Origin of the sequence: Methylocystis silviterrae (genome assembly GCF_013350005.1) — a bacterium.
Lineage (GTDB): Bacteria > Pseudomonadota > Alphaproteobacteria > Rhizobiales > Beijerinckiaceae > Methylocystis > Methylocystis silviterrae.
In genome coordinates this window covers 243,218-266,385 of record NZ_JABVWW010000004.1, presented here as the reverse complement: position 1 = coordinate 266,385, position 23,168 = coordinate 243,218, and the positions used below count along the sequence as shown (strand labels likewise).

Below are 23,168 nucleotides of genomic sequence, written 5' to 3'. Positions count from 1 at the left end.
TGCGAGAGGTCCTTTGCCCGTCAAGCGCTCGTCATTGCGGCGTGATTCCCGCGTCCGTGAGCGCCTTCTTTTATCATTGGCCGCAGCCCCGGCGCGCCGGGGCTGCGACGATCGCGACGCCGCCAAAGGCGGCGGCAATTACTTGAGTTCGATCTTGGCGCCGACCTTTTCGAGAGCGGCCTTGATCTTCTCGGCCTCGTCCTTGCTCACGCCTTCCTTGATGGGCTTGGGCGCGCCTTCGACCAGGTCCTTGGCTTCCTTCAGGCCGAGGCCGGTGATCGCGCGGACCTCCTTGATGACCTCGATCTTCTTCTCGCCGGTCGCGGCCAGGATCACGTTGAACTCGGTCTTCTCTTCCGCGACCGGCGCGGCGGCGGCGGCGCCCGGAGCGGCGGCGACGGCGACGGCTGCGGCGGCGGAAACGCCCCACTTCTCTTCGAGGAGCTTCGCGAGTTCAGCCGCCTCGAGGACGGTCAGCGCCGAGAGGTCTTCGACGATCTTTTCGAGATTTGCCATTTGTTGCGTCCTTTGAATTTGGTTTGTCTGGTTCTCGGCCTCTTAGGCCGCGTCTCGATTGGCGTAGGCTCCGAAGACGCGCGCGAGCTTGGCGGCTGGCGCGGTCGAGAGCTGAGCGATCTTGGTCGCGGGCGCCTGGATGAGGCCCACGAGCTTGGCGCGCAGTTCGTCGAGGGACGGCATCGTCGCAAGCGACTTGACGCTGTCCGGATTCAGAGCAGTCTTGCCCATGGCGCCGCCGAGGATGACAAACTTGCTGTTGTCCTTAGCGAAGGCCACGGCGACTTTCGGCGCCGCCACCGGATCGTCTGAATAGGCGATCAGGGTCGGCCCCTTGAGCAGGGGCGCGATGGAGGCGACGTCGGCGCCATCGAGAGCGATCTTGGCGAGGCGGTTTTTCGCGACCTGGACCGTCGCGCCAGCATTGCGAGCCTGCTTGCGCAGGTTTTGCAGCTGGGCCACGGTCAGGCCGGAGTAGTGAGCGACGACGACGACGCCGGTCTTCGAAAAGACTTCGCGCAACGCCGCGACCGCTTCCTTTTTCTCCGCTCTGTCCACGGTTGCTCTCTCTAACTGGCGGGAATCCCGCCGGTTGCGACATGCCGCTCGCTTGAGGCGAGCGACGCCGTAGATCCTGTCCCCGTCACGGCGCAACGCCGCGGCGGTTGAAGGGGCGCGAACCAAATTCGAAGGACGCTCGCGGGAAGCCCGCTTGCGGCCTTTAAAATTCCGGTTTCCCCGTCTGTGCAGGCCGCCTTCAAGACGACGGATCGCTCCGCCTTCCCTTGGGCCGATTGAGCCGCTACAGGGTTGAAACCCCTTGCGTGCGCCGGCAGTCTCGGACAGGACATGGCCGGACGGGACACGAGGGAGAACCCCCGGGTCCGCCGGCCTATCCACCGCCTTTTCCTAAGTCCTGTAGCGGCTTGGGTCGAGGCGGAAGCTCAAATCTGAAAATGGGGCCGCACGTCGATTGGCCAGCCCCGGATCGTCTATTTAAGGGGAGTGGAGCGGTTTGCCAAGAGGGAAAACGATGTTTCTCACCCAGTTCAGCGGCGTTACCGCCGCCCCGGCGTGAACTCCATCCGCACGCGGCCGCCGCGCCCGCGCGAAAGCTCGGCGCGCCCGGAGCGCGACGCGGGACGAGAGACGCTGCGGCCCGAAGCTTTTCCGCTGTGGCCGCCCTCGCTGGCGACGCCGGGATAGGTCGCCCCATGCTGGCCGCGCATCGGCCCGAAGGAGGCGAGGCAGCGGTTATAGGCGTCCGCCTCCTTGATCGCTTCGCAATCGTCGATGCTTCGCGGCGCGGCGAGCGCCGGAGCAGCGAGGACAGCAAGGAATGCCGCAACCGCCACGGTCAAGCCGTGACGAGGAGCTTCGCGAAAAAGCCATCCAGCGGCCGCTTCACGGCTTTGGACGGCTTCATGGCGCTGGAGATGACGGCGGCTCATCCCCTCAGCGTCGCGCCGCATTTCTTTTGCGCCTCCGCCACGATCTTCTGCGCCACCGTCTCGATTTCCGCGTCCGTTAGGGTCCTTTCACGCGGCTGCAGCGTGACGGCGAGGCCGATCGATTTTCTGCCCTCTGGGACGCCCTTGCCCTCATAGACGTCGAAAACGGAGACATCGGCGATCAGGGTCCGGTCGGCGCCCTGCGCCGCCTTCACCAGATCGCCGGCCGCCGCTGTGCGATCGACGATGAAGGCGAAATCGCGCGAAACCGGCTGGAGATCGGAAATCTCCAGCTTCGGCTTGATCTTCGTCGGCTTCGCCTTGGGGGCGGGAAGCGCGTCGAGAATGATCTCGAACGCCGCGACCGGCCCCTCGACATCCATGATTTTCAGCGCGCGCGGATGCAATTCGCCGACATGGCCGACGATGTTCTTCGGCCCGAATTGCAGCGTCGCCGAGCGGCCGGGATGAAACCACGCCGGCCCGCCGGAAACGATCTGCAAGCCGCCGGCAGCGACGCCGAGCGCATTCAGCAGCGCGATGGCGTCGGCCTTGGCGTCGAAGGCGGCGGCCTCGCGCGCCGGCGCCGACCAGTGACGGCCTGCGCCGGCGAGGCCGCGCCGCACGCCCGCCGCTGCGAGGCGCTGGCCGGTATCGGCGGCGTCGAAGAAGATCTGGCCGACTTCGAACAGGTTTTGATCGCCAAGCCCCCGAGCGGCGTTGCGGCCGGCGGCCGCGACGAGGCCCGGCAACAGGCTCGGCCGCATGTCGGAAAGATCGGCGGCGATCGGATTGGCGAGCGCCAGCGACGGCTTGCCGCCGCCAAACGCCTCCGCCTGCTCCTTGGAGACGAAGGACCACGTCACCGCCTCGACGAGGCCCTGGCTGGCGAGCGCGCGGCGGGCGTTGCGGGCGCGTTTCTGCATCATCGTCAGCACGGGCGGCGCGACGCCCTCGGCGCGCGGCAGCGGCGTTGAGGGCACATTGTCGACGCCGATCATGCGCACGACTTCCTCAACGATGTCCGCCTTGCCCTCGATATCCGGACGCCAGCTCGGCGCGGCGACATGGGCGATGTCGGCGCCGGCGCTCTCGACGCTGAAGCCGAGGCGCTCGAGAATCTTCGCCGCGTCTTCACGCGGCGCGTCGATACCCGTGAGCCGCTTGGTTTCGCTCCAGGGAAAATTGATGGCGCGCGAGAGCAGCGGCAGTTCGCCCGCGAGCGTGAGTTCGGACGGCTCGCCGCCGCAGAATTCCAGCACGAGCTGCGTCGCAAGCTCGATCCCCGGCAGCGCAAAGGCCGGATCGACGCCGCGCTCGAAACGGTAGCGCGCGTCGGTGACAATGCCGAGCTTGCGGCCGGTGTGCGCGATATTCATCGGGTCCCACAGCGCCGTTTCGATCAGCACGTCGGTCGTCGAGTCATCGCAGCCTGAGGCCTCGCCGCCCATGACGCCCGCAAGCGATTCCGGCCCGTTGTCGTCGCAGATGACGACCATGCTCTCGTCGAGTTCATAGGTCCGTCCGTCGAGGGCGAGCAGCGTCTCGCCCATCTTCGCGCGGCGCACGACGAGATCGCCCTTCACCTTTTTCGCGTCGAAGACATGCAACGGCCGAGCGCGGTCGAAGGTGAGAAAATTGGTGATGTCGACCAGAGCGTTGATCGGGCGAAGGCCGATTTCGCGTAAGCGCGCCTGCAGCCAGGCGGGGCTGGGTCCGTTCTTGACGCCGCGCACGAGACGCAGGCCGAAGAAGGGCGCGAGATATTTGTCTTCTTGCGCGAAGTCCAGCGTCACGCCGACGGGGCAGGGGAATTCACCCTCAACGGGCGCAATGTCCTTGGTCTTAAGGACGCCGAGCTCCGCCGCCGCGAGGTCGCGCGCGATGCCGTAGACGCCGGCGGCGTCCGGCCGGTTCGGCGTCAGATTGATCTCGATAATGGGATCGTCGAGCCTGGCCCATTGCGCATAGACGGCGCCGACCGGCGCGTCTTCCGGCAGATCAATGATGCCTTCATGATCGTTGGAAAGTTCGAGTTCGGCCGCAGAGCACAGCATGCCGAGCGATTCGACGCCGCGGATGACGCCCTTGCCGAGCGTGATCTTCTTTCCGGGAATGTATGTCCCTGGCGCTGAAAAGACGCTCTTCATGCCGGTGCGCGCGTTCGGCGCGCCGCAGACCACCTGCACGGGCGCGCCGCTCCCCGTGTCGACCATGCAGACCCGCAAACGGTCGGCGTTTGGATGCGGCTTCGCCTCGATCACTTGCGCGATGGTGAAGTCTTTAAGTTGCGCGGCGGGGTCGTGCACATATTCGACTTCAAGGCCGATGCGCGTCAGCGTCTCGACGATCTCGCTGAGCGAAGCCGACGTGTCGAGATGTTCCTTGAGCCAGGAGAGGGTGAGTTTCATTTGTTGAGAACTTTGAAGTTGTCGAGCGCCGGCGCCAAGGGCGCGTCATGCCCGCGCTTGTCGCGGGCATCCACGCCGTGAGGCTGCGGAATAATGAAAGTGAGCGGCGTCATTTGCTTCGTGTCTCTATGACTGGTGATCTTTGCGTGGATGGCCGGGACAAGCCCGGCCATGACGCCGCGAGGTTGTTGCTAACCGCTCAATCCGCCCGCCAGCGTCGGGAAATCGAGCGGCCTGAACCCATAGTGCTCCAGCCAGCGCGTGTCGGCGTCGAAAAAGGCGCGTAGATCCGACATGCCATATTTGAGCATGGCGAGGCGGTCGACGCCGACTCCGAAGGCGAAACCCTGATAGCGGTCGGGATCGATCCCGCAATTTCTCAGCACATTGGGATGCACCATGCCGCAGCCCAGAATCTCCATCCAGTCTTCGCCCTCGCCGAAGCGGATTTCGCCGCCCTGGCGCCGGCACTGAACGTCGACCTCCATCGAGGGCTCGGTGAAGGGGAAGAAGGAGGGACGAAAGCGCAGCTTGACGCCCTTCACCTCGAAGAAGCTCCTTAAAAATTCTTCGAGCGTCCATTTGAGATGCCCGAGATGCGTCGTCTCATCGATGACGAGTCCTTCGATCTGATGGAACATCGGCGTATGCGTCTGGTCGAAGTCGCAGCGATAGACCCGGCCCGGGCAGATGACCCGGATCGGCGGCGTCTGCGACAGCATGGTGCGCACCTGCACCGGGCTCGTATGGGTGCGCAGCAGCCGCTTCTCTCCTGACTCGGCGGTCAGAAAGAACGTGTCCTGCATCTCCCGCGCCGGATGCCCCTCCGGGAAGTTGAGCTTGGTGAAATTATAGTCGTCGCTCTCGATGTCCGGCCCCTCGGCGACCGCAAAGCCCATATCGGCAAAGATGATGGAGAGCTCGTCCGTGACCTGCGAAATCGGATGGATGCGACCGCGCTCCAGCGGTCCCGCCGGCGCAGGCAGCGTCATATCGAGCGTCTCGGCCGCAAGGCGCGTCTCCAAAGCCGCTTCGGCAAGCTGTTCGCGCCGCGCGGCGATCGCCTCGGCCGCCTTGTCTTTCAGCGCGTTGATCTTCGCGCCCTCGGTCTTGCGGTCCTCGGGCGACATTTTGCCCAGCGTTGCGAGCAGCGCCGAAATCGCGCCCTTCTTGCCGAGCGAGGAGAGGCGCACGGCTTCGAGCGCCGCCTCGTCGGCGGCCTCGTCGATCTGGCGCAGCGTGTCTTCTTCGAGTTTGGCGAGGTCGGTCATATTGGTTTCTAATGTGGACGTTTCCTCGTCCGTCGAGACGCCCGCTCCGCGGGCTCCTCAGGATGAGGAAACGTAAAGCGCGCCGCTTGCGCCCTCATGCTGAGGAGGCGCCGCAGGAGCCGTCTCGAAGCATGCGGGCGAAGGTCAGCCGCCCTTTTCGGGAAATCTTGCGCCGCGTTCTGCCACGCGGAGGGCGATCTGTCGAGAACGACAGATCGCGCTGCATTTGGGCGCGCCCGCTTTGCGCGAAAAACCGGGTTCCACTTATTCGCAGCGCGCTCTACGGCGCGGCGCGCGGCCGATGCGTGAAAATCTGCGCCAGCGCCGAAGAGACGACGCGCGAATCGACGTCGTCGGCGCGGCTCGTCAGCACGATCGGGACGCGCGCGCCGAGGACCAGCCCCGCCGTATCGGCGCCGCCCAGGAACACGAGCTGCTTCGCCAAAATATTGCCTGCCTCGAGATCGGGCGCGACCAGAATGTCCGCGTCGCCGGCGACCTTGGACTCAATGTGCTTGGCGTCGGCCGCTTCGCGCGAGATGGCGTTGTCGAAGGCCAGCGGTCCGTCAAGCTCGGCGCCGGCGATCTGGCCGCGGTCGGCCATCTTGCAGAGCGCCGCCGCTTCGATCGTCGACGGGATTTTCCCCTCGACCGTCTCCACGGCCGAAAGCAGCGCCACTTTGGGACGCTCGATGCCGATCGCATGCGCGAGATCGACGGCGTTGCGCACGATGTCGCGCTTTGTGTCGAGCGTCGGCGCAATGTTGATCGCGGCGTCGGTGACGAGCAGCAACTTGTGATAATACGGCGCGTCGATCACAAAGACATGGCTGATCCGCCGGTCCGTGCGCAGGCCGGCCCCGTCGCGTATGACCGCGGTCATCAGCTCGTCCGTGTGCAGCGCGCCTTTCATCAGGGCATGCAGCCGGCCGCGGCGCACGAGCTCCACCGCTTGATCGGCGGCGGCGTGGCTGTGTGGCGCGTCGACGATCTCGACGCCTTCGAGCGAGACGCCGCTCGCGCGCGCGGCCGCCTCGATCTTCGCTCGTGGTCCGATGAGAGTCGGGACGATCAGCCCTTTGTCGCGCGCGGCGATCGCGCCTTCGACCGAGCGCGCGTCGCAAGGATGGATGACGCCCATGCGGATGGGCGGCAGCGCCTGCGCCCGACGCACCAGCGCGTCAAGCAAGGCGCCGCGCGTGCGGGCTTGCGCCACCATGGACCAGGGCGGGCGCGACGTCGCCGTCGGTTCACAGCCAGCGCTCTGGCTCATACGGGCCTCCTTCGCTCAATTCGGCGGATCGCGGGCGATGCGATCGACGAAGAATTTCGTCGCGCGCGCCCAGGATTGATCATTATCGCCGCGAAAATCGAACCCCTGATGATAGATCAGCTCGCCCGTCGAAACGCGCGCGATTGAAACGCCCATGCTGAGGATCAGCGTGCTGACTTTATTGACGACGCCCGTCAGAACGAGATCGGCCCCGGCCTTGCGGGCAAGCGACAATTCGCAGCCGTTGCAGGTGCGAATGTAGGTTTGTTTCAAGATCGCGTCGAGATCCGCCGCGATCGGGGCTCGGTCGACGACCTCATAGACGCGCCGCGCGGCGAGTCCCGCGCCGATGTCGTCACGCGCCCGCGCCAGTCTTTTTGCATGTTCGGCGCTTTGGTCGACAGGCTCGTTTGACGTGTCGACCAGCTCGAAATCGAGAACGAGCAGCCGGTTGCGCGGCTCTTCGGCCAGCGCCGACGCGGCTTGCGACAGCGGCAGGGTCAGGAGCAGGGCGAATCCGAGCAGGCGGCGGCGGTCGATCATCGCGGCTTGGCTCCATATTTGTGAAGGTGCGCGCCATGGGCGGAGAGCCAGGCTTCGGCGTGATCCGTGTCGGCGCAGAGCCGCCGCGTCAGCTTCCAAAATCGCGGCGAATGGTCGAGATGCACGAGATGCGCGACCTCGTGGGCGGCGAGGTAATCGAGCACGAACGGCGGCGCCATGATCAGCCGCCAGGAAAAGTTCAGCGAGCCGGAGGCCGAACACGATCCCCATCGGCTGATCGGATCGCGCAGGCCGACGCCGCGGGGCGGCAGACTGAGCGCGCCGGTATGACGGGCGACCGCCTCCTCAAGGTCGCGCCGCGCCTCCCGCTTCAAATAGTCCTGAACGCGGCGGTGCACATGTTCGGTCTGACCGGCGACGCAAAGCGCGAAGGGAGCCTCAGCGTCGTCTCTTGGCTCGATCCAGGTGACCCCGCGGCGGTCCGGATGATGGGCGATCATATGATCGATGCCGCGAAGAGGCGCGACCGAACCATGCGCGAAAGGAATGGTTGCAGGAAGCCTGTCGAGACGCGAAGCGAGCCAGGCGGCGTGGCGCTGAGCGAAATCTCTCGCATCGCGCAACGACGCCCGCTTCGGCATCGTCAACACCGCATCGCGTGCGGCGAAGCGCACGCGCAAAGTGAATCGCCGCGCATTCTGTGACCGACGCAAAGCGACGAGGATCGTTTCGCCGGCGTGGACCAATGTGAGAATCGACGCGCCGCCAGTTGGCGCCGGTCCTTCGCGCAGGAGTCGAAGCATAGCGCTCATGCTAGCGCAAAGGCCATATGAGTCGCGAGTTCCAAAATTGCGGCGTGATGAAAATATTTCCCTTGCGTTGCTTTTTTGCGCGCTCTGCGATGCAGGCGACCGCGCGCGCTACAGATGGCGTTCAAGCTCACGCGCGCCTTCGGCAGGGCGTCGCGCCACGTTGAACGGGCTCACGAAGCGGCCGTTCTTGTCCATCAGATAGACGACGGTGGTGTGGTCGACGGAATAGTCCTCGTCCTTGCCAGGCGCACGCTTAGAGAAGATGCGATATTCCCGCAACACGGGATCGATCGAAGCGCGCGGACCGGTGACGCCGATGATGCGCGGATCGAAATTGGAGAGATAGTCTTTGAGAGCCTCTGGCGTGTCCCGTTCCGGATCGACGGTGACGAACAGCGCGCCGACTTTCGTATCCGGTCCCATCGCCCGCAAGATCTCCGACATCTCGAAGAGCGTGGTGTGACAAATATCGGGACAATGCGTATAGCCGAAGAAGACGAGGAAGGGGCGGCCGAGAAAATCCTGCTCTGTCACCTGCTGCCCGGTATGCGCGGTGAGCTGAAAAGGTCCGCCGATGATTTCCGTCGACGTCGTCGGCTTGCCGCTGGTGAAGTAGACAAAGGCGCCGAACATGAGCGCGAAGACAGCGCCGACGCCGATCAGCAGCGGCCTCGAGATGCCTGGTCCGCTGGCGGATTGTGCGCCCTTTGCGCTGCGCTTCATTCCCTTTGCGCCACCCTTCGATCCGTTGGCCATCGTGCGTTTCCTGATTGTTGTCATGGGCGGCGCGCGCCGCAGCGGGTCCGCTTCGCGAACCGCGGATAGGATCAGTCCGCGAAAACTATATGGGCGTCATTGCATAAGTCCACGTCGCCTGAATCCTTCGCGTCGTCGAACGCCCAACGCGCCTGAAAGCGGCAACCTCTGGCGCCGGTGATCGGAAACCGCATGCGGCCTCCCGCGGCCAGCGGCGTATCGAGCTTGCCGACGATGGCTTCCGGGGACTTATCTTTTGCCGCCATGACGATCTCGAAGCTTTTCAGCGGCACGGGACGCTGGTTCTCCAGATCGACGGTTTGCGCCAGCTTCGCCGGCGCCGTTCGCGGCTTCGTTGCGCCGACCGCCTGCGCGACGCCGGCGGCGGCGATGACGCCGATCATCGCCAAGCGTAGCTTCATTGGACCTTCTCCCGGCGGGAACTTATCCCGCCCTTTTGCATTCGCCAAGCGCTGTCGCGCCGAGACCACGCCGAACCGGCCGAACATGCGCGTCCCGCGCCGATGGTGTAGCTTCGCGCAATTGCGATTCCTGACTGTGAAAGCGCTTTAACCATGAGCGAAACTCCGAGCCCCGCTCCAGGCAAAATCCTCGTCGGCGCAAGCGTAACGGACGGAAAACCGCGCGCTTACCGCTACCTTCTGCTCGCGCTTGGCAATCGCCATGGCTTGATCGCGGGCGCAACCGGCGGCGGCAAAACCGTTTCGCTGCAGCTGCTCGCCGAAGGCTTCTCGAACGCCGGAACCTGCGTCTTTCTCGCCGACGTCAAAGGCGATCTCGCGGGATTGTCGCAGCCGGGCGAAGGCAAGTCGGCCTTCGTCGCACGCGCCAAGGAGATTGGCGTTGCTTACGAGCCTGATCGGTTTCCCGTCGCCTTCTGGGACGTTTTTGGCGAACAGGGACACCCGGTTCGGGCTTCGATCTCGGAAATGGGGCCGCTGCTGCTTTCGCGCCTGCTTGATCTGAACGACACGCAAGAGGGCGTTCTGAATATCGTTTTCAAGGCGGCCGACGAGCAGGGCATGTTGCTGCTCGACTTGAAGGATCTGCGGGCGATGCTCGCGCATGTTGCGGAGGCCGCCGCGACATACAAGCAGACACACGGGAACGTGGCGCCCGCGAGCGTCGGCGCCATTCAGCGGCAGCTGTTGGTGCTGGAGACGCAGGGCGGCGCAAATTTCTTCGGCGAGCCGGCGCTCGACATCATGGATTTCCTGCGCGTCGATCGCGACGGCCGCGGGGTGATCAATATTCTGGCGGCCGACAGGCTGTCGCGCGCGCCGCGGCTCTACGCGACCTTCCTTCTTTGGATGCTTTCCGAGCTGTTCGAAACCCTGCCGGAAGTGGGCGATCTCGAAAAGCCGAAGCTCGTCTTCTTCTTCGACGAGGCGCATCTTCTGTTCAACGACGCGCCGAAGGCGCTGCTGTCCGCGATTGAGCAGGTCGTGCGTCTCATCCGCTCGAAAGGCGTCGGCGTTTATTTCGTCACGCAAAATCCGCTCGACGTGCCGGACACGGTTCTGGGCCAGCTCGGCAATCGCATCCAACATGTGCTGCGCGCATTCACGCCCCGCGATCAGAAGGCGGTGCGCGCCGCCGCCGAGACCTTTCGCGACAATCGCGCCCTCGAGGAAGCCGAGGCGATCATGCAGCTTGGAGTCGGCGAAGCGCTCGTCTCAATGCTCGACGCCAAGGGAACGCCGGAAGTCGTCGAACGAACGCTGATCGCGCCGCCGTCCGCCCGCGTTGGACCGATATCGCCGCAGGAGCGGAAGGCCGTCATGGCCGCGAGCGCCTTCGGGGGAAAATACGACACGATGGTGGATCGCGAATCCGCTTTCGAAATGCTGCAGGCGCGCGCCGTCAAGGGTGCGGCCGAAAGCGGCGCAGGCGGCGGTCTGCTCGGCGCGCTCGGCCGCATATTGGGGGGCATCTTTGGCAAGGGCGACAAGAAACGCATGTCGCCCGTGGAACTTGCGGCGCGCGCCGCGATCCAATCGGCGGCGCGGTCCGCCGGCACACAGATCGCGCGCCAAATTCTGCGCGGCGTGCTGGGCGGAATGTCGAAGTGAATTCGGGCGAAATCAGGACGGCCATCGAATCCATTCGTTGACATGGACGTCGTGATGAAGTCGACGCGCTATTTTTCTGAACAAGTGCTGCGCAAGCGACCCTATATTAATGAGTCGATGTGATTAATGAGTCGATGTGCAAGGCCGTTATAGCGTCACCGCTCAAGCGGCTGGTCCAACCAGATGGTCGGCTTCGTCATTGGGGATCGGTGGTCGACACACGCGACGGAAATGAGCGTATATTGAGGGTCATCACGCTCGAGGACGGCGAAACCCTGCACAACGCCTTTTTTGACCGAGATTTTAGGAAAGAAGACCAATGAAACTGCACTACTACCCTGAGACCGACAGTCTCTACATAGAATTGAAGTCCGGTCCAGGAACGGAGACGCGAGAGGTTGTGTCGGGCCTCAACGTGGATATTGACGCGTCTGGCGACGTGGTCGGACTCGATATCGACCACGCCTCGAAAAAACTCGATCTCACCACACTTGAGACGATTTCATTGCCCGTGCGAGTCGCCAAAGTGGCGTGACTGTTCTTTTGAGCGCGCCATTCACATTGCTGAATCTTAATCCGTGCTTTAGCCTCCCTTCACGCAATTGTCATTTTCCAGCCCTCTAGGGGCGCCCTATAATGTCCCCCTGTCGCGGCCGGCGTTTCGTGGCCGCGCTTTGCGGACCCGCCATACTCAGGGGGTTCGCCAGGAGGGACTTATGGCGAATGCCTTGCCAATCGTCTCAGAAGACGGCCTAGCCCGCTATCTATCTGAAATCAGGCGGTTTCCAATGTTGGAGCCGCAGCAGGAATATATGCTTGCCAAGCGCTGGCGCGAGCATGAAGACGCTAAAGCCGCGCAGGACCTGATCACGTCGCATCTGCGGCTCGTGGCGAAGATCGCCATGGGGTATCGCGGTTACGGCTTGCCGATCGGGGAAATCGTCTCCGAAGGCAATGTCGGCCTCATGCAAGCCGTCAAGCGCTTCGAGCCCGAGCGCGGCTTCCGCCTCGCGACCTATGCAATGTGGTGGATCCGCGCCTCCATCCAAGAGTATATTTTGCGCTCCTGGTCGCTCGTCAAAATGGGCACCACCGCGAGTCAGAAGAAGCTCTTCTTCAATCTTCGCAAGGCCAAGAGCCGCATCTCCGCCTTCGAGGAAGGCGACCTGAAGCCCGAGAACGTCGAGAAGATCGCGCATCGGCTTGGCGTGTCCAAGCAGGACGTCATCGACATGAATCGCCGCATGGGCGGCGACGCGTCGCTCAACACGCCTTTGCGCGAGGAGGGCGAAGGCGAATGGCAGGACTGGCTCGTCGACGACAGCGTCGATCAGGAGCATCTGCTCGTCGCCCACGAAGAAAGCGACAATCGCCTGAAGGCGCTGCGCGGCGCGCTTGATGTGCTCAATCCGCGCGAGCGGCGCATCTTCGAGGCGCGGCGACTGTCCGACGATCCGGTCACGCTCGAAACGCTGTCCGAGGAATTCGGCGTGTCGCGTGAGCGCGTGCGCCAGATCGAGGTGCGCGCCTTCGAGAAGGTGCAGGCGGCGGTGCGCGACGGCGTCGCGCGTATCGAGTCGGCGGCGGCGCCGGCGGCGTAACGGCTCCGGAATCCGAGGCACGATTGAACGACGCGGCGCAAGAAGCGCGCCGCGCCTTTCAGTCCGATCACGCCAAGTCGGTCTGCTCTCCGCAAAAAGTCGCACGAACTCACCAGAGCTGTTGCACCTGCCCCAAGCCTTCGCTCGCTCTATATTGGTGAGGAACTGGGGGCGCGCCAGAACAGCGACATGTCTCACTGGCTCATTGTCGGCGCCAGCCGCGGCATCGGACTTGAAACTGCGCGTCAGCTTTCGGCGCGAGGGGAGCGCGTGACCGCGAGCGTGCGCAGCGCGGCGGGCCTGGCGGCGCTCAAAGCGGCCGCGCCCGACGCGGCGACTTTGCAGTTCGATGTTCGCGACGCGGCGGCGATCAGCGCCGCCGCCGGGCAAGTCTGCGATCCGATCGACGTGCTGATCGCCAACGCCGGCGCCTATGGGCCACAGCGCCAATCCTCGACCGACATGGATTTCGAAGGCGCGCTCGATCTTCTCTCGGTCAATACGCTGGGTCCGCTGCGCGTCGTTCAGGCCTTCCTGCCGCTGGTGAAACGGAGCGCCCGTCCCCGCATCGTGTTGATGACCAGCAGATTGGGCTCGATGTCGCTGGGCGGGACGGTCAATGTCGCCTACCGCGTCTCAAAGGCAGGGTTGAACAAGATCGCGCAATGTCTCGCTGACGATCTGAAGGCGGAAGGCGTCGTCGTCGTCGCCCTCAGTCCAGGGCGGGTGCGCACCGACATGGGCGGGCCGGACGCGCCGCTCGACGTGCGCGACAGCGTGGCGGGCGTCATTCAAGTCGCCGAGTCGTTGACGTTCGCCGACACGCGCCGCTATCTCGACTATCGCGGCGAAGAGATTCCCTGGTGAATGGCCCGCGCCTGCGCCTCGATTTTCGCCGCCGCCTCTCTTTCCAGTTGTTTTCGTGGCGCCGGCACCTCGAGCGTCGCGACGACGCGAGCCGGACGCGGCGATAAAAGGAAGATTCTGTCCGCGAGCGCAATTGCCTCGCGCAGATCGTGAGTCACGATCAGCGTGGTGATGCGCCGCTCGTCGATGAGCCTTGCGATCATCTCGCGCAGATCCTTGGCCAGCGCCGCGTCGAGCGAAACAAGCGGCTCGTCGAGCAGCAGCAGGTCCGGCTTGACCGCGAGCGCGCGCGCAAGCGCGACGCGTCTGGCGAGCCCCAGCGAGAGTTCGCGCGGGAAATGCGATGCGTGCTCGGCGAGACCGAGTTCGTCGAGGAGCGCGGCGATGTCGTCTTCGCGCGCATGCGGCGCGGCGATGCGGATATTATCGATGACGCTGCGCCAGGGCAGCAAACGCGGCTCTTGGAAAACCATGCCGAGCCGGCCGTGTTCGGGCAGGACGATCGTTCCGATGTAGTCCTTGTCGAGTCCGGCGATGAGCCGCAGCAGAGTCGTCTTGCCGCAGCCGGAAGGGCCGACGACCGCGCCCGCCTGTCCCGCGGGCAGCGTCAGCCGCAAATCTTGCAGCGCGCGAAGCGGGCCGCCGCCGGCGGAATAATAATCCTTAGACGCGATCGAGACGTCGAGAGACGCCGCGCCGCCAGCGCGAGACGTGTCGTTCAAGTGGCTGCACCAGAAAAGTTTCGACGCCGAGCATCAGCGCGACGAAGGGAAGCGCGTAAGCAAGCAGAAGCTTCATGTCAAAGAGCTGAAAGGCCATGTTGATTTCAAAACCGACGCCGTTGGAGCGCCCCAGCAGCTCCACGACGAGGACGATCTTCCAGACGAGCGACAGGCCGGAGCGCGTCGCCGCCGCCAGATAGGGCGCGAGCTGCGGCAGGACGAGATGCTTGAAACGCGCGGCGGGCGAAAAGCGAAAGACATGCGCCATGTCCTCAAGATGCGGATCGAGCGCCCGCGCGCCTTCGCGCACGACGACGATGGCGTTGGGCAGCTTGTTGAGCGCGACGGCGCCGATCGCGGCGACTTCCGTGAGGCCGGCCCAGACATAGGCGAGCACGATGACGACCAAAGCCGGCAGATTGAGCAGCGTGACGAGCCAAGGATCGAGCAGCCGGTCGGCGAGCTTGTTGCGACCCATGACATAGCCGATCGCCGACCCGAAACTCATGGCGAGCGCGAAGGCGGCGACGACGCGCGCGAGCGTGATCGTGAGATTGAAGAACAGCCCGCCGGAGACCGCCTCTTCGTAAATCTTCTCGAAGACGGCCGTGGGTCCCGGAAGTCGGCGCGGATCGGACAGAGACGCGCCGATTTGCCAAAGCAGGAGCAGAGCCGCAAGCGAGATGAAACGGATCAACGCGGCTTGCCCTTGGCGTCCTTGTAGAAGGTTCCGGGATCGAGCGTTTTGCCGGGGCCGACAAGCTTTGCGCCGCCAAGCGCGGCGAGCGCGCCATAGAGCGTCCGGGCGTCGGCCTCTTCCTGCGCGATCGAGCGTTTCGGCGCGCCGGCGACATAGCGCTTGCGATAGATGTCGACTGTCTTGGCGTCCCTGCCGCCGAGGCGCTGCGCGATGACTGCGCCCCAGGCCCTGTCGGATGTCGCGATCAGCTCCTTGGCTTTCTTCGTCATCGAGAAGAACCGCGCCAGCGCGTCCTTGTTCTTCGCCGCGAAACCTTCGTCGAAGACATAGCCGGTGACGACGACGTCGCCTTTGGCGCCGAGCGCCTTTTCGACGTCGGTGAGTTCGACGGCGCGCGTGAAGCCTTGCGCCTCAAGATCGGCGGCGAAATTCCAGAATTCGAGCGCCGCGTCGATCTCGCCCTGCAGCGCCTTTTCGGCGATGAGCGGCGGCGCGCCATAGAGTACCGTTGCGGTCTTGTCGAGATCGACGCCATGTTTAAGCGCATAGGCTTTGAGCATCAGCCAGCTTTTGTCGAGCGGCCCGCCGGCGACGCCAAGTTTCTTGCCGACGAGGTCCTTGACGCTCTTGATCGCGGGGTTCTTGGTCATCACCGCGCCGATCGCCGATGAGTGCGGGTAGAAGGTCAGCTTCGCGCCCTGCGCGCGCTGGCGGGCGACCCATAGCCAATCGGAGATGATGAGGTCGGCGCCGCCGCCCTGGATGGCGATCTTGCCGGCGTCGGTCGAGGCGAGCTCGGTGGCGTTGATGTCGAGCTTGGCTTCCGTATCGAGGCCGAACGCCTTAGCGACGGCGAGTTCCCAGCCGAGCGTGCCGGTTTTCTGCAGCGCGATACGCAGTTTTTCCGCCTGCGCCGGCGCGGCGAGGAGAAAGACGCTGGCGAGACAGGCGGCGAGAGCGACGAAGAAGCGTTGCATGTTTTTCCTTAGGTTTCTCGGAACGTCTTACCGCAGGTTCGACATATCGTCGATGCGTCTGCGCCTTCACCCTCCCCTGCATTGCTTCGCAATGCGACCCTCCCTGATAGGGGAGGGTGGCTAACCGATGCACGAAGCTCGACGAAAACTCTCTTGACGATAGCGTTCGATCCCACTTGCGCGCTTTCACCCTCCCCTAGAGGGGGAGGGTCGGCGCGAAGCGCCGGGGTGGGGTGGAGCCGCATCGCAAATCATTGTCGTTAAGCGCACGGCTCGACGCGCGCCTGTTGACGGATTGATCCGTGCGGTCACCCCACCCCGCATTGCTTCGCAATGCGACCCTCCCCCTCAAGGGGAGGGTGAGGTTACGCCCTTTGCTCAAAGAAGCGTAAGAATGAAGCTCGATGAGAACGAACGACAAACTTAGCGGCTTTCGTCGAGCCAATGCGAAGCGGCTTCGCGCCAATACGACGAGCGCCGAAGATCGCCTGTGGCGCGCGCTCGAACGCGTGCCGCTCGTCAAGACGCATTTTCGGCGTCAGGCGCCGATCGGCCCTTATGTCGTCGATTTCGTCTCGCTGCGCGCGCGGCTTGTGATCGAACTCGACGGACCGTCGCATACGGAACCAGGCGCGGAGGAGAAAGATGCGCGCCGCACGGCATGGCTTGAAAGTGAAGGCTACCGTGTTCTGCGCTTTTGGAATGTAGACGTCTTCGACAATATTGATGGCGTGCTGGATACGATCCATGCGGCGCTTTACCCACCCTCCCCTTGAGGGGGAGGGTCGGCGCGAAGCGCCGGGGTGGGGTGGAGCGACAACTCAACTCGATGTCGTAAGCCGCGCGGTCCGCTGCACCTTTTCTGACGAATTTCTCCCGGCGATCACCCCACCCCGCATTGCTGCGCAATGCGACCCTCCCCCTCAAGGGGAGGGTGAGCGCGAACTTTTCGCTGCAAGCGCCGCGTCATAAAAATCGGCGAGCTGCGAGAGCAGGGCGGCGCAGTCGCCTTCGAAACTCGAGCCGTGCATTATGGCGAGGCGGCGGGGCTCGAGCGCCGCGAGCATGCGGATCGTCGGGCCGGTCATCGGCGTCAGCGAGGTGGCCTGGAAGGCGTTCTCCGCCGCGATTGCGGCTTCAAGCACGCTCTCCGTCGTGACGGCCGGTCCTTGACCGATCTGCGTGAGGAGATCGCCGCAGAACAGCGTGCGGGTCGTCTCCTCGTAGATCAGCCCCGATTCCCACGCATGCGGCACATGCGGCGTATCGATGTAGCGCACGCGCCTTCCGCCGATGTCCATGATTTCGCCATTCGCAAGGGCGCGCGGCGGTCGGTCGGCGAGATCGTTGAGCGACACCATGCAGGCGGTCTGGCCATGAACCACCTGCGCCCGCGGCGCGGCGGCGAGCCAGAGATTCATCGCGCCGCATTCATCGGCTTCAACATGGCCGAAGGAAATCCAGCGCAGCCGTTCGATCGGCATGATCGCGGCCAAGGCTTTCGATACGCATGGAAACAGCGAACGCGGCCCGCAGTGAAACAGCAGCGGCTCGTCGGCGTCGACGAGGAACTGGTTGAAGGTGAATCCGGCCGGCGCGGCGATCTCCGGCACATATGTCGACAGGCGATAGATGCGCTCGGCGATTTCATCGACCTTCGTTTCCATCTCACCCTCTGACGGCATTCGGTCGCCGCATGCGTGACTCCGCGCGGCCCTTCATCTGCGCCTAGCCTTTCTCCGCGCCCCATCGATGGCGAAGGTAAAGCAGCAGGAGCAGCCAAACGGCGATAAAGCCGTCGGAGAAAATCGTCAAAAAGTTGTAGGGCGCATAGTCCCCTGCGCGAAGCGTCTGCTCGATGTGGCCGTAGGTCGCCCCGAGCATGAACAACGACCATCCAAGCCCGGTGGCGAGCCAGAAGGCGCCGCGGATCCAAATGCAGAGAAAACCGAGAACGCCCCAGGCGCCGTCGTGAACGCCGACTTCGAACTGGAACGGGCTTCCCGGCGCCCAGCCGATGCTGCGCGCGGTCTCATCGGCGAAGAACACATGCGGGACGAAGCCGAGCGGCAGGCCGATGACTCCGACGTCGAGAACCAGCGCGTACAGCAGAAGCAGGCGAACGACGCGCGCGCGAGTCCTTGCGACTTTGCTTAGCGCCAGATGCGCCAGCGGCAGCAGCACGCTGAAGAGCGCGACGATGAGGCCGATCATGGCGACACGGCCGCTTTCGCGTCTTCGGCCGCAGCGGCGGCGACGCTGCGCTGGCCCGGTTTCAGCGCCTTGATCTGATATTTTTCACATTCCGCGCTCAACGCTGCGAGGCCACCGTAAAGCTCCTGAGTATCGCCATAGCCGATGGACGCGAATCGATAAATGAGCCGACGTACCAGGCTGGGCTTCAGGAAATAGCCGGAGTGGACGTCAACCTCGCCTCTGACATAGACCCAAAGCAGGCGCAGATGTCCAAGCCAGGATAGATTCGGCGACACGCCGGGCGCAGCGTCCGTCACCACCCCATGTCCCTCGGCGTCGATGCTGTCGGTGCAGTCGAAATAGGTCAGCCGCTGAGCGAATGACTCCTCCGACTGCACGGCGTCGAGTTCAGCGTAAAGCTCGTAAAGGGTGCGCGCGCCGACGCGCAGATTGCCGAGCGTCAGTTGTTCGGAAAGGCCCCAGCCGGTCAGCACGCCGACATTGCCGAGGCGATAGCCGAACCTGCGGCTCTTCGTCGGCAGCGAAAAGAAATTCGCCGTCGTCGAAATGTCGCGCAGGACTTCGTCGCCTTCGTTGGAGAAAAGATGGGCCTCCTGAAAGCGGATCAATGACGAATGCAGCGCATTGCTTCGGCCCAACAGCAGCACCTCTGATGGAATGTCGGGCGAGACCAGCACGAGGCGGCGCAATATAAAATTCTTTCCAATCTTCGATCTGAGCTCCCGCCGCCCGCGCTCCTCTTCGCTTCCGAGCGTCTCTGGGCCGTGGCGCATGGCGGCGATCGCGAGTGGGGAAAACACGTCGGAGAGAATGCGCACGGCGTTGGTCACGACGAAGCCGCCCATGCTGTGGCCGATAAAGGAAAGGTCGACCCTTCCGATAAGATCGTCGGGGTCATCGCTCGGCCGTTTGGGAAGCCTGTCGTCGATCTCGCGAATAAGATTGACGAGGTCGGGCACGCCGTAATTCGTCGCTCGGAAGCCGTCACGAAAATAGACGATGAGCCGCAAGCCAAAAAGGGTGAGGGGAATGACGGCCATCGCCGCAGTCACAGCCGTTACGACGACGCGCGTGAGCTTCCACCAGTCGCAAATCTCGAAAGAGAAGTTCACGAGATATACGGCGGCGAGTGAGACGAAGAGAATGCCGAGGAGGAATACTGGCGCAGCGTTCAAACCGCTTCGCCAAGGGGTTCCCATCGCTTCTGAGGGCCAACGATAGCCGATGCAAACGAGGCCGCGGTTCTTGAGCGCGTCGTCGTCGTTCAACGCGATGAACGACTCTTTGAAGGTTTCGAGAACTTTCTTTCGAGGCGTGTTGAAGCCATGGACGGTAATCAGGAGTTTAGGGTTTTTCTGATTCGCCAGTGTCTCGACGATCTTCTCTAATTCGGAAACCTTGCAGTTATCTGGAGCCGGCAGAACGGATTCCTTGTCGTCGATATTATCGGGCGCCGTGCTTTCGACGAAGAAAGCGGGTGTGAAGGCCCTGGCGGCAGGTGGTGGGGTGACCTCGTACACCGCTAATTGTTTGTCGTGCGCCATGGGGCCGCTCCGAAATTTTTGATTGAGCGATAAACCTAAGGTGAGTATTTAGCCGGGTCCGAGCATGCCTCAGCGTCGCCTGTGCGACAAGCCGAAGCGCTGTCTGCCTTTTTTGTGAACTCCCTATGTCGGCCAGGCGAGGACGCTTGCGCCGAACCGACCCATCCTGTCGCGAATCGCGCTAAGATCGCCCATGGCATCAAAACCCGATCTTTTCAGCGGCGCGCCGCGCAAGGCGCCCGCGTCGAAACCCGCCCCAAAGCGCGGGCCGGCGGAATATTCCGCCGCCTCGATCGAAGTGCTGGAGGGGCTCGAGCCCGTCCGCCGGCGCCCCGGCATGTATATCGGCGGCACCGACGAGGCGGCGATGCATCACCTCTTCGCCGAGGTGCTGGACAACGCCATGGACGAGGCTGTGGCGGGCCATGCGACCTTCATCGAAGTGACGCTGGAAACTGACGGCTGGCTCACGGTCAATGACAACGGCCGCGGCATTCCGGTCGAGTCCCATCCGAAATTTCCCAAGAAATCGGCGCTGGAAGTTGTGATGACCACGCTCCACGCGGGCGGCAAGTTCGATTCAGGCGCCTATCAGACCTCGGGCGGTCTGCACGGCGTCGGCGTCTCCGTCGTCAATGCGCTGTCCGAAAAGCTTGAAGTCGAGGTGGCGATCGCCGGCCAGCTTTACGGCCAGGAGTTTTCGCGTGGCCTGCCGCTCGGCAAGCTCAAGGCGCTTGGCCGCGTCAACAACCGGCGCGGCACCAAGGTGCGCTTCAAGCCCGATGCGCAGATTTTCGGCGCCGGCGCGCATTGGAAGCCGGCGCGGCTCTTCCGCATGTCGCGCTCCAAGGCCTATCTCTTCGGCGGCGTCGAAATCCGCTGGCGCTGCGATCCTTCGCTGATCGACCCCGGCGCGGACACGCCGCCTGAGGCGGTGCTGCGCTTTCCCGGCGGCTTGAAGGATTATCTGGCGCGCGAAATCCATGGGAAGGAACTCGTCGCCGATCAGCCCTTCGTCGGCAAGATCACGCGCGAAGGCGGCCATGGTTCGCTCGAATGGGCGGTCGCCTGGCTCGCCGAGGATGACGGCTTCGTCCACTCCTATTGCAACACGATTCCGACGCCCGACGGCGGCACGCATGAGGCAGGGTTTCGCGCCGCGCTCCTAAAGGCGCTTAAGGATCACGCCGAGCGGGTCGGGCAGGCGAAGCGCGCCAAGGACATTACCGCCGACGATCTCATGGGCCAGTCGGCCGCGATGATCTCGGTCTTCATGCGCGAGCCGGAGTTTCAGGGCCAGAACAAAAGCCGGCTGATGAGCGCCGAGGCGGCGCGCATCGTCGAAAGCGCGGTGCGGGACGCCTTCGACCATTGGCTCGCCGGCGCCCCCTCGCAGGCCAATAAGCTCCTAGATTTCGCCGTGGAGCGCGCCGAGGAGCGCCTGCGCCGGCGCGCCGAGAAGGACATCGCCCGCAAGACCGCGACCCGCAAGCTGCGGCTGCCCGGCAAGCTCGTCGACTGCACGAATAATTCGGCGCAGGGCTCGGAGCTGTTCATCGTCGAAGGCGACTCCGCCGGCGGCTCGGCGAAGGAGGCGCGCAACCGCACGACGCAAGCGATTTTGCCGCTGCGTGGCAAGATTTTGAACGTCGCCTCGGCCACGAAGGACAAGCTCCTCGCCAATCAGCAGCTCGCCGATCTGGCGCAGGCGCTCGGCTGCGGACTGGGCGCGCATTACCGCGACGAAGATCTGCGCTACGAGAAGGTGATCGTGATGACCGACGCCGACGTCGACGGCGCGCATATCGCGTCGCTGCTCATCACCTTCTTCTATCGGCAGATGCCGCGTCTCATCGAGAACGGCCATCTCTATCTGGCGCAGCCGCCGCTCTATAAGCTGACGCAAGGCGCGAAGACCGTCTATGCGCGCGACAATGAACATCGCGAGGAATTGATCGCCAAGGAACTGACCGGGAAGGGAAAAATCGAGACTGGCCGCTTCAAGGGGCTTGGCGAGATGAGCGCGGCTCAGCTCAAGGAAACGACGATGGACCCGAGCAAGCGCACGCTGCTCAAAGTCGTCGTGGAGCCGGAAGATCGCGAGGAGACCGCGGACTGCGTCGAGAGGCTGATGGGCAACAGGCCGGAAGCGCGCTTCGCCTTCATTCAGGAACGGGCCGCGTTCGCGACGGAACTCGTGGATATCTAGCCCAGGGCGATCGGGTGAGGAAACATACGCGAAAACGGGTTTCCTCGTCCTTCGAGACGGCCTCTATGAGGCCTCCTCAGGATGAGGAAACCCTTTGCCAAGCCCCTCGCGCCCGGACGCGTCCGGGAGTATGGTGTCGTCCTCCCACGACGATAGGCGCCGCGTGACCGACACGGAAATTCGCCCAACGACCGAGGATGCGCGCCCCCCGCGGTCCGTCTGCGACGAGCAGGCCTTCGCCCTGGAGCGGATGCAGCTCGCGCTCGACGCCGGGCGCACCGGCATCTGGGATTGGAACCTCCTGACGGGCGAAGTGCATATCGACGAGCGCGTACGCCGCTTGTGGGGCCTTCCCGAGGGCGTTCCGGCAAGCTTTGAAATCTTCCGCAGCGCGCTGCATCCGCAGGACAAGAAGCGTACGAAAGAGGCAGTCGGCGTCGCGCTCGATCCCACCCACGAGGGCGATTACGAGATCGAATATCGCGTCATCGGTCAGACCGACCGCATCGAGCGCTGGGTCTCGGTGCGCGGCCGCACTTTTTTCGACGAAGGCCGCGCGGTTCGCATTCTCGGCACCGCGCGCGACATCACGCCGCGCAAACAGCGCGAGCAGCATGTGCGCGTGCTCTTGCGCGAACTCGTGCATCGCTCGAAGAACCTGCTCGCCGTCGTGCAGGCGATGTCGCGGCAGACGGCCGCCGGTTCGCCCTCGGTCGAAGATTTTCAGCGCAAATTCGGCGCTCGCCTGCAGGCGCTGTCGATGGCGCATGATCTGCTCGTGTCGCAGGATTGGCGCGGCGCCTCGATGCGCGAATTGGTGCGCGCTCAGCTCGCCTATTGCATGGACGTGCCGCAGGGCGACGTGTCGTCGCGCGCGACGATCGATGGCCCGAAAATCATGCTGAAGCCGGAGGCGGCGCAGAACATCGGCCTCGCCTTGCATGAACTCGCCACGAACGCGCTAAGCTTTGGCGGCCTGTCACGGCCGGACGGCGCCGTCTCGCTGACATGGCGCTTCGAGGACGGTCGGCTCAATATCGAATGGCGCGAGAGCGGCGGCCCGGCGGTGGCGATGCCGCCGCGCGAAGGCTTCGGCCATAAGGTCATCAAGCGACTTGTCGCGCAGGCGCTCGATGGAACGGCGACGCTCAACTTTCCGCCCGACGGATTGATTTGGACTCTGTCGATTCCGGCGAGCTACGCGACCGTCAGGGACGATCAGGCCTGATCGCTCAAGTTCCTGT

At 64.0% G+C, this 23,168-nt stretch carries 23 protein-coding genes; 7 read left to right on the top strand and 16 right to left on the bottom strand.

Annotated elements, in window-relative coordinates; genetic code table 11:
* Positions 1–138: 138 nt before the first annotated feature.
* The 10 genes from rplL to HUN39_RS06570 form a co-directional block, all read right to left on the bottom strand.
* Positions 139–516 carry a 50S ribosomal protein L7/L12 gene (gene rplL, locus HUN39_RS06615; RefSeq protein ID WP_175093663.1) on the bottom strand — a complete coding sequence of 126 codons (378 nt, stop codon included), beginning with the start codon at positions 514–516 and terminating at the stop codon, positions 139–141.
* 42 nt (positions 517–558) lie between these two features.
* On the bottom strand, positions 559–1,074 hold the full coding sequence (gene rplJ / locus HUN39_RS06610; protein ID WP_175093662.1) for a 50S ribosomal protein L10: 516 nt from the start codon (positions 1,072–1,074) through the stop codon (positions 559–561).
* A 500-nt stretch (positions 1,075–1,574) separates the two neighbouring features.
* Positions 1,575–1,871 carry a hypothetical protein gene (locus HUN39_RS06605; RefSeq protein WP_232365952.1) on the bottom strand — a complete coding sequence of 99 codons (297 nt, stop codon included), beginning with the start codon at positions 1,869–1,871 and terminating at the stop codon, positions 1,575–1,577.
* Between the two features lie 92 nt (positions 1,872–1,963).
* On the bottom strand, positions 1,964–4,378 hold the full coding sequence (pheT, locus tag HUN39_RS06600) for a phenylalanine--tRNA ligase subunit beta (protein WP_175093660.1): 2,415 nt from the start codon (positions 4,376–4,378) through the stop codon (positions 1,964–1,966).
* Positions 4,379–4,569: 191 nt separating this feature from the next.
* A complete protein-coding gene (gene pheS, locus HUN39_RS06595) occupies positions 4,570–5,649 on the bottom strand; it encodes a phenylalanine--tRNA ligase subunit alpha (protein WP_175093659.1) in 1,080 nt (359 codons plus the stop codon).
* Positions 5,650–5,929: 280 nt separating this feature from the next.
* Entirely contained in the window at positions 5,930–6,922 is a 993-nt protein-coding gene (locus HUN39_RS06590; RefSeq protein ID WP_232365951.1) for a bifunctional enoyl-CoA hydratase/phosphate acetyltransferase, read from the bottom strand.
* 15 nt (positions 6,923–6,937) lie between these two features.
* The gene (locus HUN39_RS06585; protein WP_175093658.1) at positions 6,938–7,465 is read right to left on the bottom strand and encodes a DUF3280 domain-containing protein; all 528 of its coding nucleotides are present in this window, start codon (positions 7,463–7,465) and stop codon (positions 6,938–6,940) included.
* On the bottom strand, positions 7,462–8,229 hold the full coding sequence (locus tag HUN39_RS06580; RefSeq protein ID WP_175093748.1) for a M48 family metallopeptidase: 768 nt from the start codon (positions 8,227–8,229) through the stop codon (positions 7,462–7,464). Before HUN39_RS06580 ends, HUN39_RS06585 begins: the two co-directional genes overlap by 4 nt.
* A gap of 117 nt (positions 8,230–8,346) precedes the next feature.
* Complete coding sequence (locus HUN39_RS06575) at positions 8,347–8,961, bottom strand: SCO family protein (RefSeq protein WP_232365950.1); 615 nt, start codon at positions 8,959–8,961, stop codon at positions 8,347–8,349.
* A gap of 104 nt (positions 8,962–9,065) precedes the next feature.
* Complete coding sequence (locus HUN39_RS06570; protein ID WP_175093656.1) at positions 9,066–9,416, bottom strand: hypothetical protein; 351 nt, start codon at positions 9,414–9,416, stop codon at positions 9,066–9,068.
* A gap of 153 nt (positions 9,417–9,569) precedes the next feature.
* Between HUN39_RS06570 and HUN39_RS06565 the strand changes: the two genes are divergently transcribed.
* The 4 genes from HUN39_RS06565 (at position 9,570) to HUN39_RS06550 (ending at position 13,555) form a co-directional block, all read left to right on the top strand.
* Positions 9,570–11,087, top strand: a complete 1,518-nt coding sequence (locus HUN39_RS06565; RefSeq protein ID WP_175093655.1) for a helicase HerA-like domain-containing protein — start codon at positions 9,570–9,572, stop codon at positions 11,085–11,087.
* Positions 11,088–11,406: 319 nt separating this feature from the next.
* The gene (locus HUN39_RS06560) at positions 11,407–11,622 is read left to right on the top strand and encodes a DUF2283 domain-containing protein (protein WP_175093654.1); all 216 of its coding nucleotides are present in this window, start codon (positions 11,407–11,409) and stop codon (positions 11,620–11,622) included.
* Positions 11,623–11,803: 181 nt separating this feature from the next.
* Positions 11,804–12,688 carry an RNA polymerase sigma factor RpoH gene (gene rpoH / locus HUN39_RS06555; RefSeq protein WP_175093653.1) on the top strand — a complete coding sequence of 295 codons (885 nt, stop codon included), beginning with the start codon at positions 11,804–11,806 and terminating at the stop codon, positions 12,686–12,688.
* A 189-nt stretch (positions 12,689–12,877) separates the two neighbouring features.
* Positions 12,878–13,555, top strand: a complete 678-nt coding sequence (locus tag HUN39_RS06550; protein WP_175093652.1) for an SDR family oxidoreductase — start codon at positions 12,878–12,880, stop codon at positions 13,553–13,555.
* Here the strand turns inward: HUN39_RS06550 and HUN39_RS06545 are convergent.
* Genes HUN39_RS06545 through HUN39_RS06535 form a run of 3 tightly spaced genes read right to left on the bottom strand, consistent with a single transcriptional unit; the run spans position 13,528 to position 15,954 of the window.
* Positions 13,528–14,277: an ABC transporter ATP-binding protein gene (locus HUN39_RS06545; protein ID WP_175093651.1), complete on the bottom strand. Its 750-nt coding sequence runs from the start codon at positions 14,275–14,277 to the stop codon at positions 13,528–13,530. The genes HUN39_RS06550 and HUN39_RS06545 overlap by 28 nt on opposite strands.
* Positions 14,219–14,974 carry an ABC transporter permease gene (locus HUN39_RS06540; RefSeq protein ID WP_175093650.1) on the bottom strand — a complete coding sequence of 252 codons (756 nt, stop codon included), beginning with the start codon at positions 14,972–14,974 and terminating at the stop codon, positions 14,219–14,221. The genes HUN39_RS06545 and HUN39_RS06540 overlap by 59 nt, the downstream gene beginning before the upstream one ends.
* Complete coding sequence (locus tag HUN39_RS06535; protein WP_175093649.1) at positions 14,971–15,954, bottom strand: ABC transporter substrate-binding protein; 984 nt, start codon at positions 15,952–15,954, stop codon at positions 14,971–14,973. Before HUN39_RS06535 ends, HUN39_RS06540 begins: the two co-directional genes overlap by 4 nt.
* Positions 15,955–16,358: 404 nt before the next feature.
* Here HUN39_RS06535 and HUN39_RS06530 point away from each other — a divergent pair, with 404 nt between their 5' ends.
* The gene (locus tag HUN39_RS06530) at positions 16,359–16,730 is read left to right on the top strand and encodes an endonuclease domain-containing protein (protein WP_175093648.1); all 372 of its coding nucleotides are present in this window, start codon (positions 16,359–16,361) and stop codon (positions 16,728–16,730) included.
* A 147-nt stretch (positions 16,731–16,877) separates the two neighbouring features.
* Here HUN39_RS06530 and HUN39_RS06525 read toward each other — a convergent pair whose 3' ends face one another.
* The 3 genes from HUN39_RS06525 to HUN39_RS06515 all read right to left on the bottom strand — a co-directional run bounded on the left by HUN39_RS06525 (position 16,878) and on the right by HUN39_RS06515 (position 19,715).
* Positions 16,878–17,621, bottom strand: coding sequence for an oxygen-binding di-iron domain-containing protein (locus HUN39_RS06525; protein WP_175093647.1), 744 nt, complete (start codon positions 17,619–17,621; stop codon positions 16,878–16,880).
* Between the two features lie 61 nt (positions 17,622–17,682).
* Complete coding sequence (locus HUN39_RS06520; RefSeq protein ID WP_175093646.1) at positions 17,683–18,168, bottom strand: DUF6790 family protein; 486 nt, start codon at positions 18,166–18,168, stop codon at positions 17,683–17,685.
* Positions 18,165–19,715 carry an alpha/beta hydrolase gene (locus tag HUN39_RS06515; protein WP_175093645.1) on the bottom strand — a complete coding sequence of 517 codons (1,551 nt, stop codon included), beginning with the start codon at positions 19,713–19,715 and terminating at the stop codon, positions 18,165–18,167. Before HUN39_RS06515 ends, HUN39_RS06520 begins: the two co-directional genes overlap by 4 nt.
* 193 nt (positions 19,716–19,908) lie before the next feature.
* On the opposite strand from HUN39_RS06515, the gene parE reads away from it, so the two are divergent.
* Both parE and HUN39_RS06505 read left to right on the top strand, forming a co-directional pair.
* The gene (gene parE, locus HUN39_RS06510) at positions 19,909–21,924 is read left to right on the top strand and encodes a DNA topoisomerase IV subunit B (protein WP_175093644.1); all 2,016 of its coding nucleotides are present in this window, start codon (positions 19,909–19,911) and stop codon (positions 21,922–21,924) included.
* A 163-nt stretch (positions 21,925–22,087) separates the two neighbouring features.
* A complete protein-coding gene (locus tag HUN39_RS06505; RefSeq protein ID WP_175093643.1) occupies positions 22,088–23,152 on the top strand; it encodes a sensor histidine kinase in 1,065 nt (354 codons plus the stop codon).
* Positions 23,153–23,168 lie beyond the last annotated feature (16 nt).

Coding starts and splice junctions, on each gene's coding strand:
- rplL (WP_175093663.1), bottom strand. CDS start 516: ATGGCAAATCTCGAAAAGATCGTCGAAGACCTCTCGGCGCTGACCGTC.
- pheT (WP_175093660.1), bottom strand. CDS start 4,378: ATGAAACTCACCCTCTCCTGGCTCAAGGAACATCTCGACACGTCGGCT.
- pheS (WP_175093659.1), bottom strand. CDS start 5,649: ATGACCGACCTCGCCAAACTCGAAGAAGACACGCTGCGCCAGATCGAC.
- HUN39_RS06590 (WP_232365951.1), bottom strand. CDS start 6,922: ATGAGCCAGAGCGCTGGCTGTGAACCGACGGCGACGTCGCGCCCGCCC.
- HUN39_RS06585 (WP_175093658.1), bottom strand. CDS start 7,465: ATGATCGACCGCCGCCGCCTGCTCGGATTCGCCCTGCTCCTGACCCTG.
- HUN39_RS06580 (WP_175093748.1), bottom strand. CDS start 8,229: ATGCTTCGACTCCTGCGCGAAGGACCGGCGCCAACTGGCGGCGCGTCG.
- HUN39_RS06575 (WP_232365950.1), bottom strand. CDS start 8,961: ATGAAGCGCAGCGCAAAGGGCGCACAATCCGCCAGCGGACCAGGCATC.
- HUN39_RS06570 (WP_175093656.1), bottom strand. CDS start 9,416: ATGAAGCTACGCTTGGCGATGATCGGCGTCATCGCCGCCGCCGGCGTC.
- HUN39_RS06565 (WP_175093655.1), top strand. CDS start 9,570: ATGAGCGAAACTCCGAGCCCCGCTCCAGGCAAAATCCTCGTCGGCGCA.
- HUN39_RS06560 (WP_175093654.1), top strand. CDS start 11,407: ATGAAACTGCACTACTACCCTGAGACCGACAGTCTCTACATAGAATTG.
- rpoH (WP_175093653.1), top strand. CDS start 11,804: ATGGCGAATGCCTTGCCAATCGTCTCAGAAGACGGCCTAGCCCGCTAT.
- HUN39_RS06550 (WP_175093652.1), top strand. CDS start 12,878: ATGTCTCACTGGCTCATTGTCGGCGCCAGCCGCGGCATCGGACTTGAA.
- HUN39_RS06535 (WP_175093649.1), bottom strand. CDS start 15,954: ATGCAACGCTTCTTCGTCGCTCTCGCCGCCTGTCTCGCCAGCGTCTTT.
- HUN39_RS06530 (WP_175093648.1), top strand. CDS start 16,359: ATGAGAACGAACGACAAACTTAGCGGCTTTCGTCGAGCCAATGCGAAG.
- HUN39_RS06525 (WP_175093647.1), bottom strand. CDS start 17,621: ATGGAAACGAAGGTCGATGAAATCGCCGAGCGCATCTATCGCCTGTCG.
- HUN39_RS06520 (WP_175093646.1), bottom strand. CDS start 18,168: ATGATCGGCCTCATCGTCGCGCTCTTCAGCGTGCTGCTGCCGCTGGCG.
- HUN39_RS06515 (WP_175093645.1), bottom strand. CDS start 19,715: ATGGCGCACGACAAACAATTAGCGGTGTACGAGGTCACCCCACCACCT.
- parE (WP_175093644.1), top strand. CDS start 19,909: ATGGCATCAAAACCCGATCTTTTCAGCGGCGCGCCGCGCAAGGCGCCC.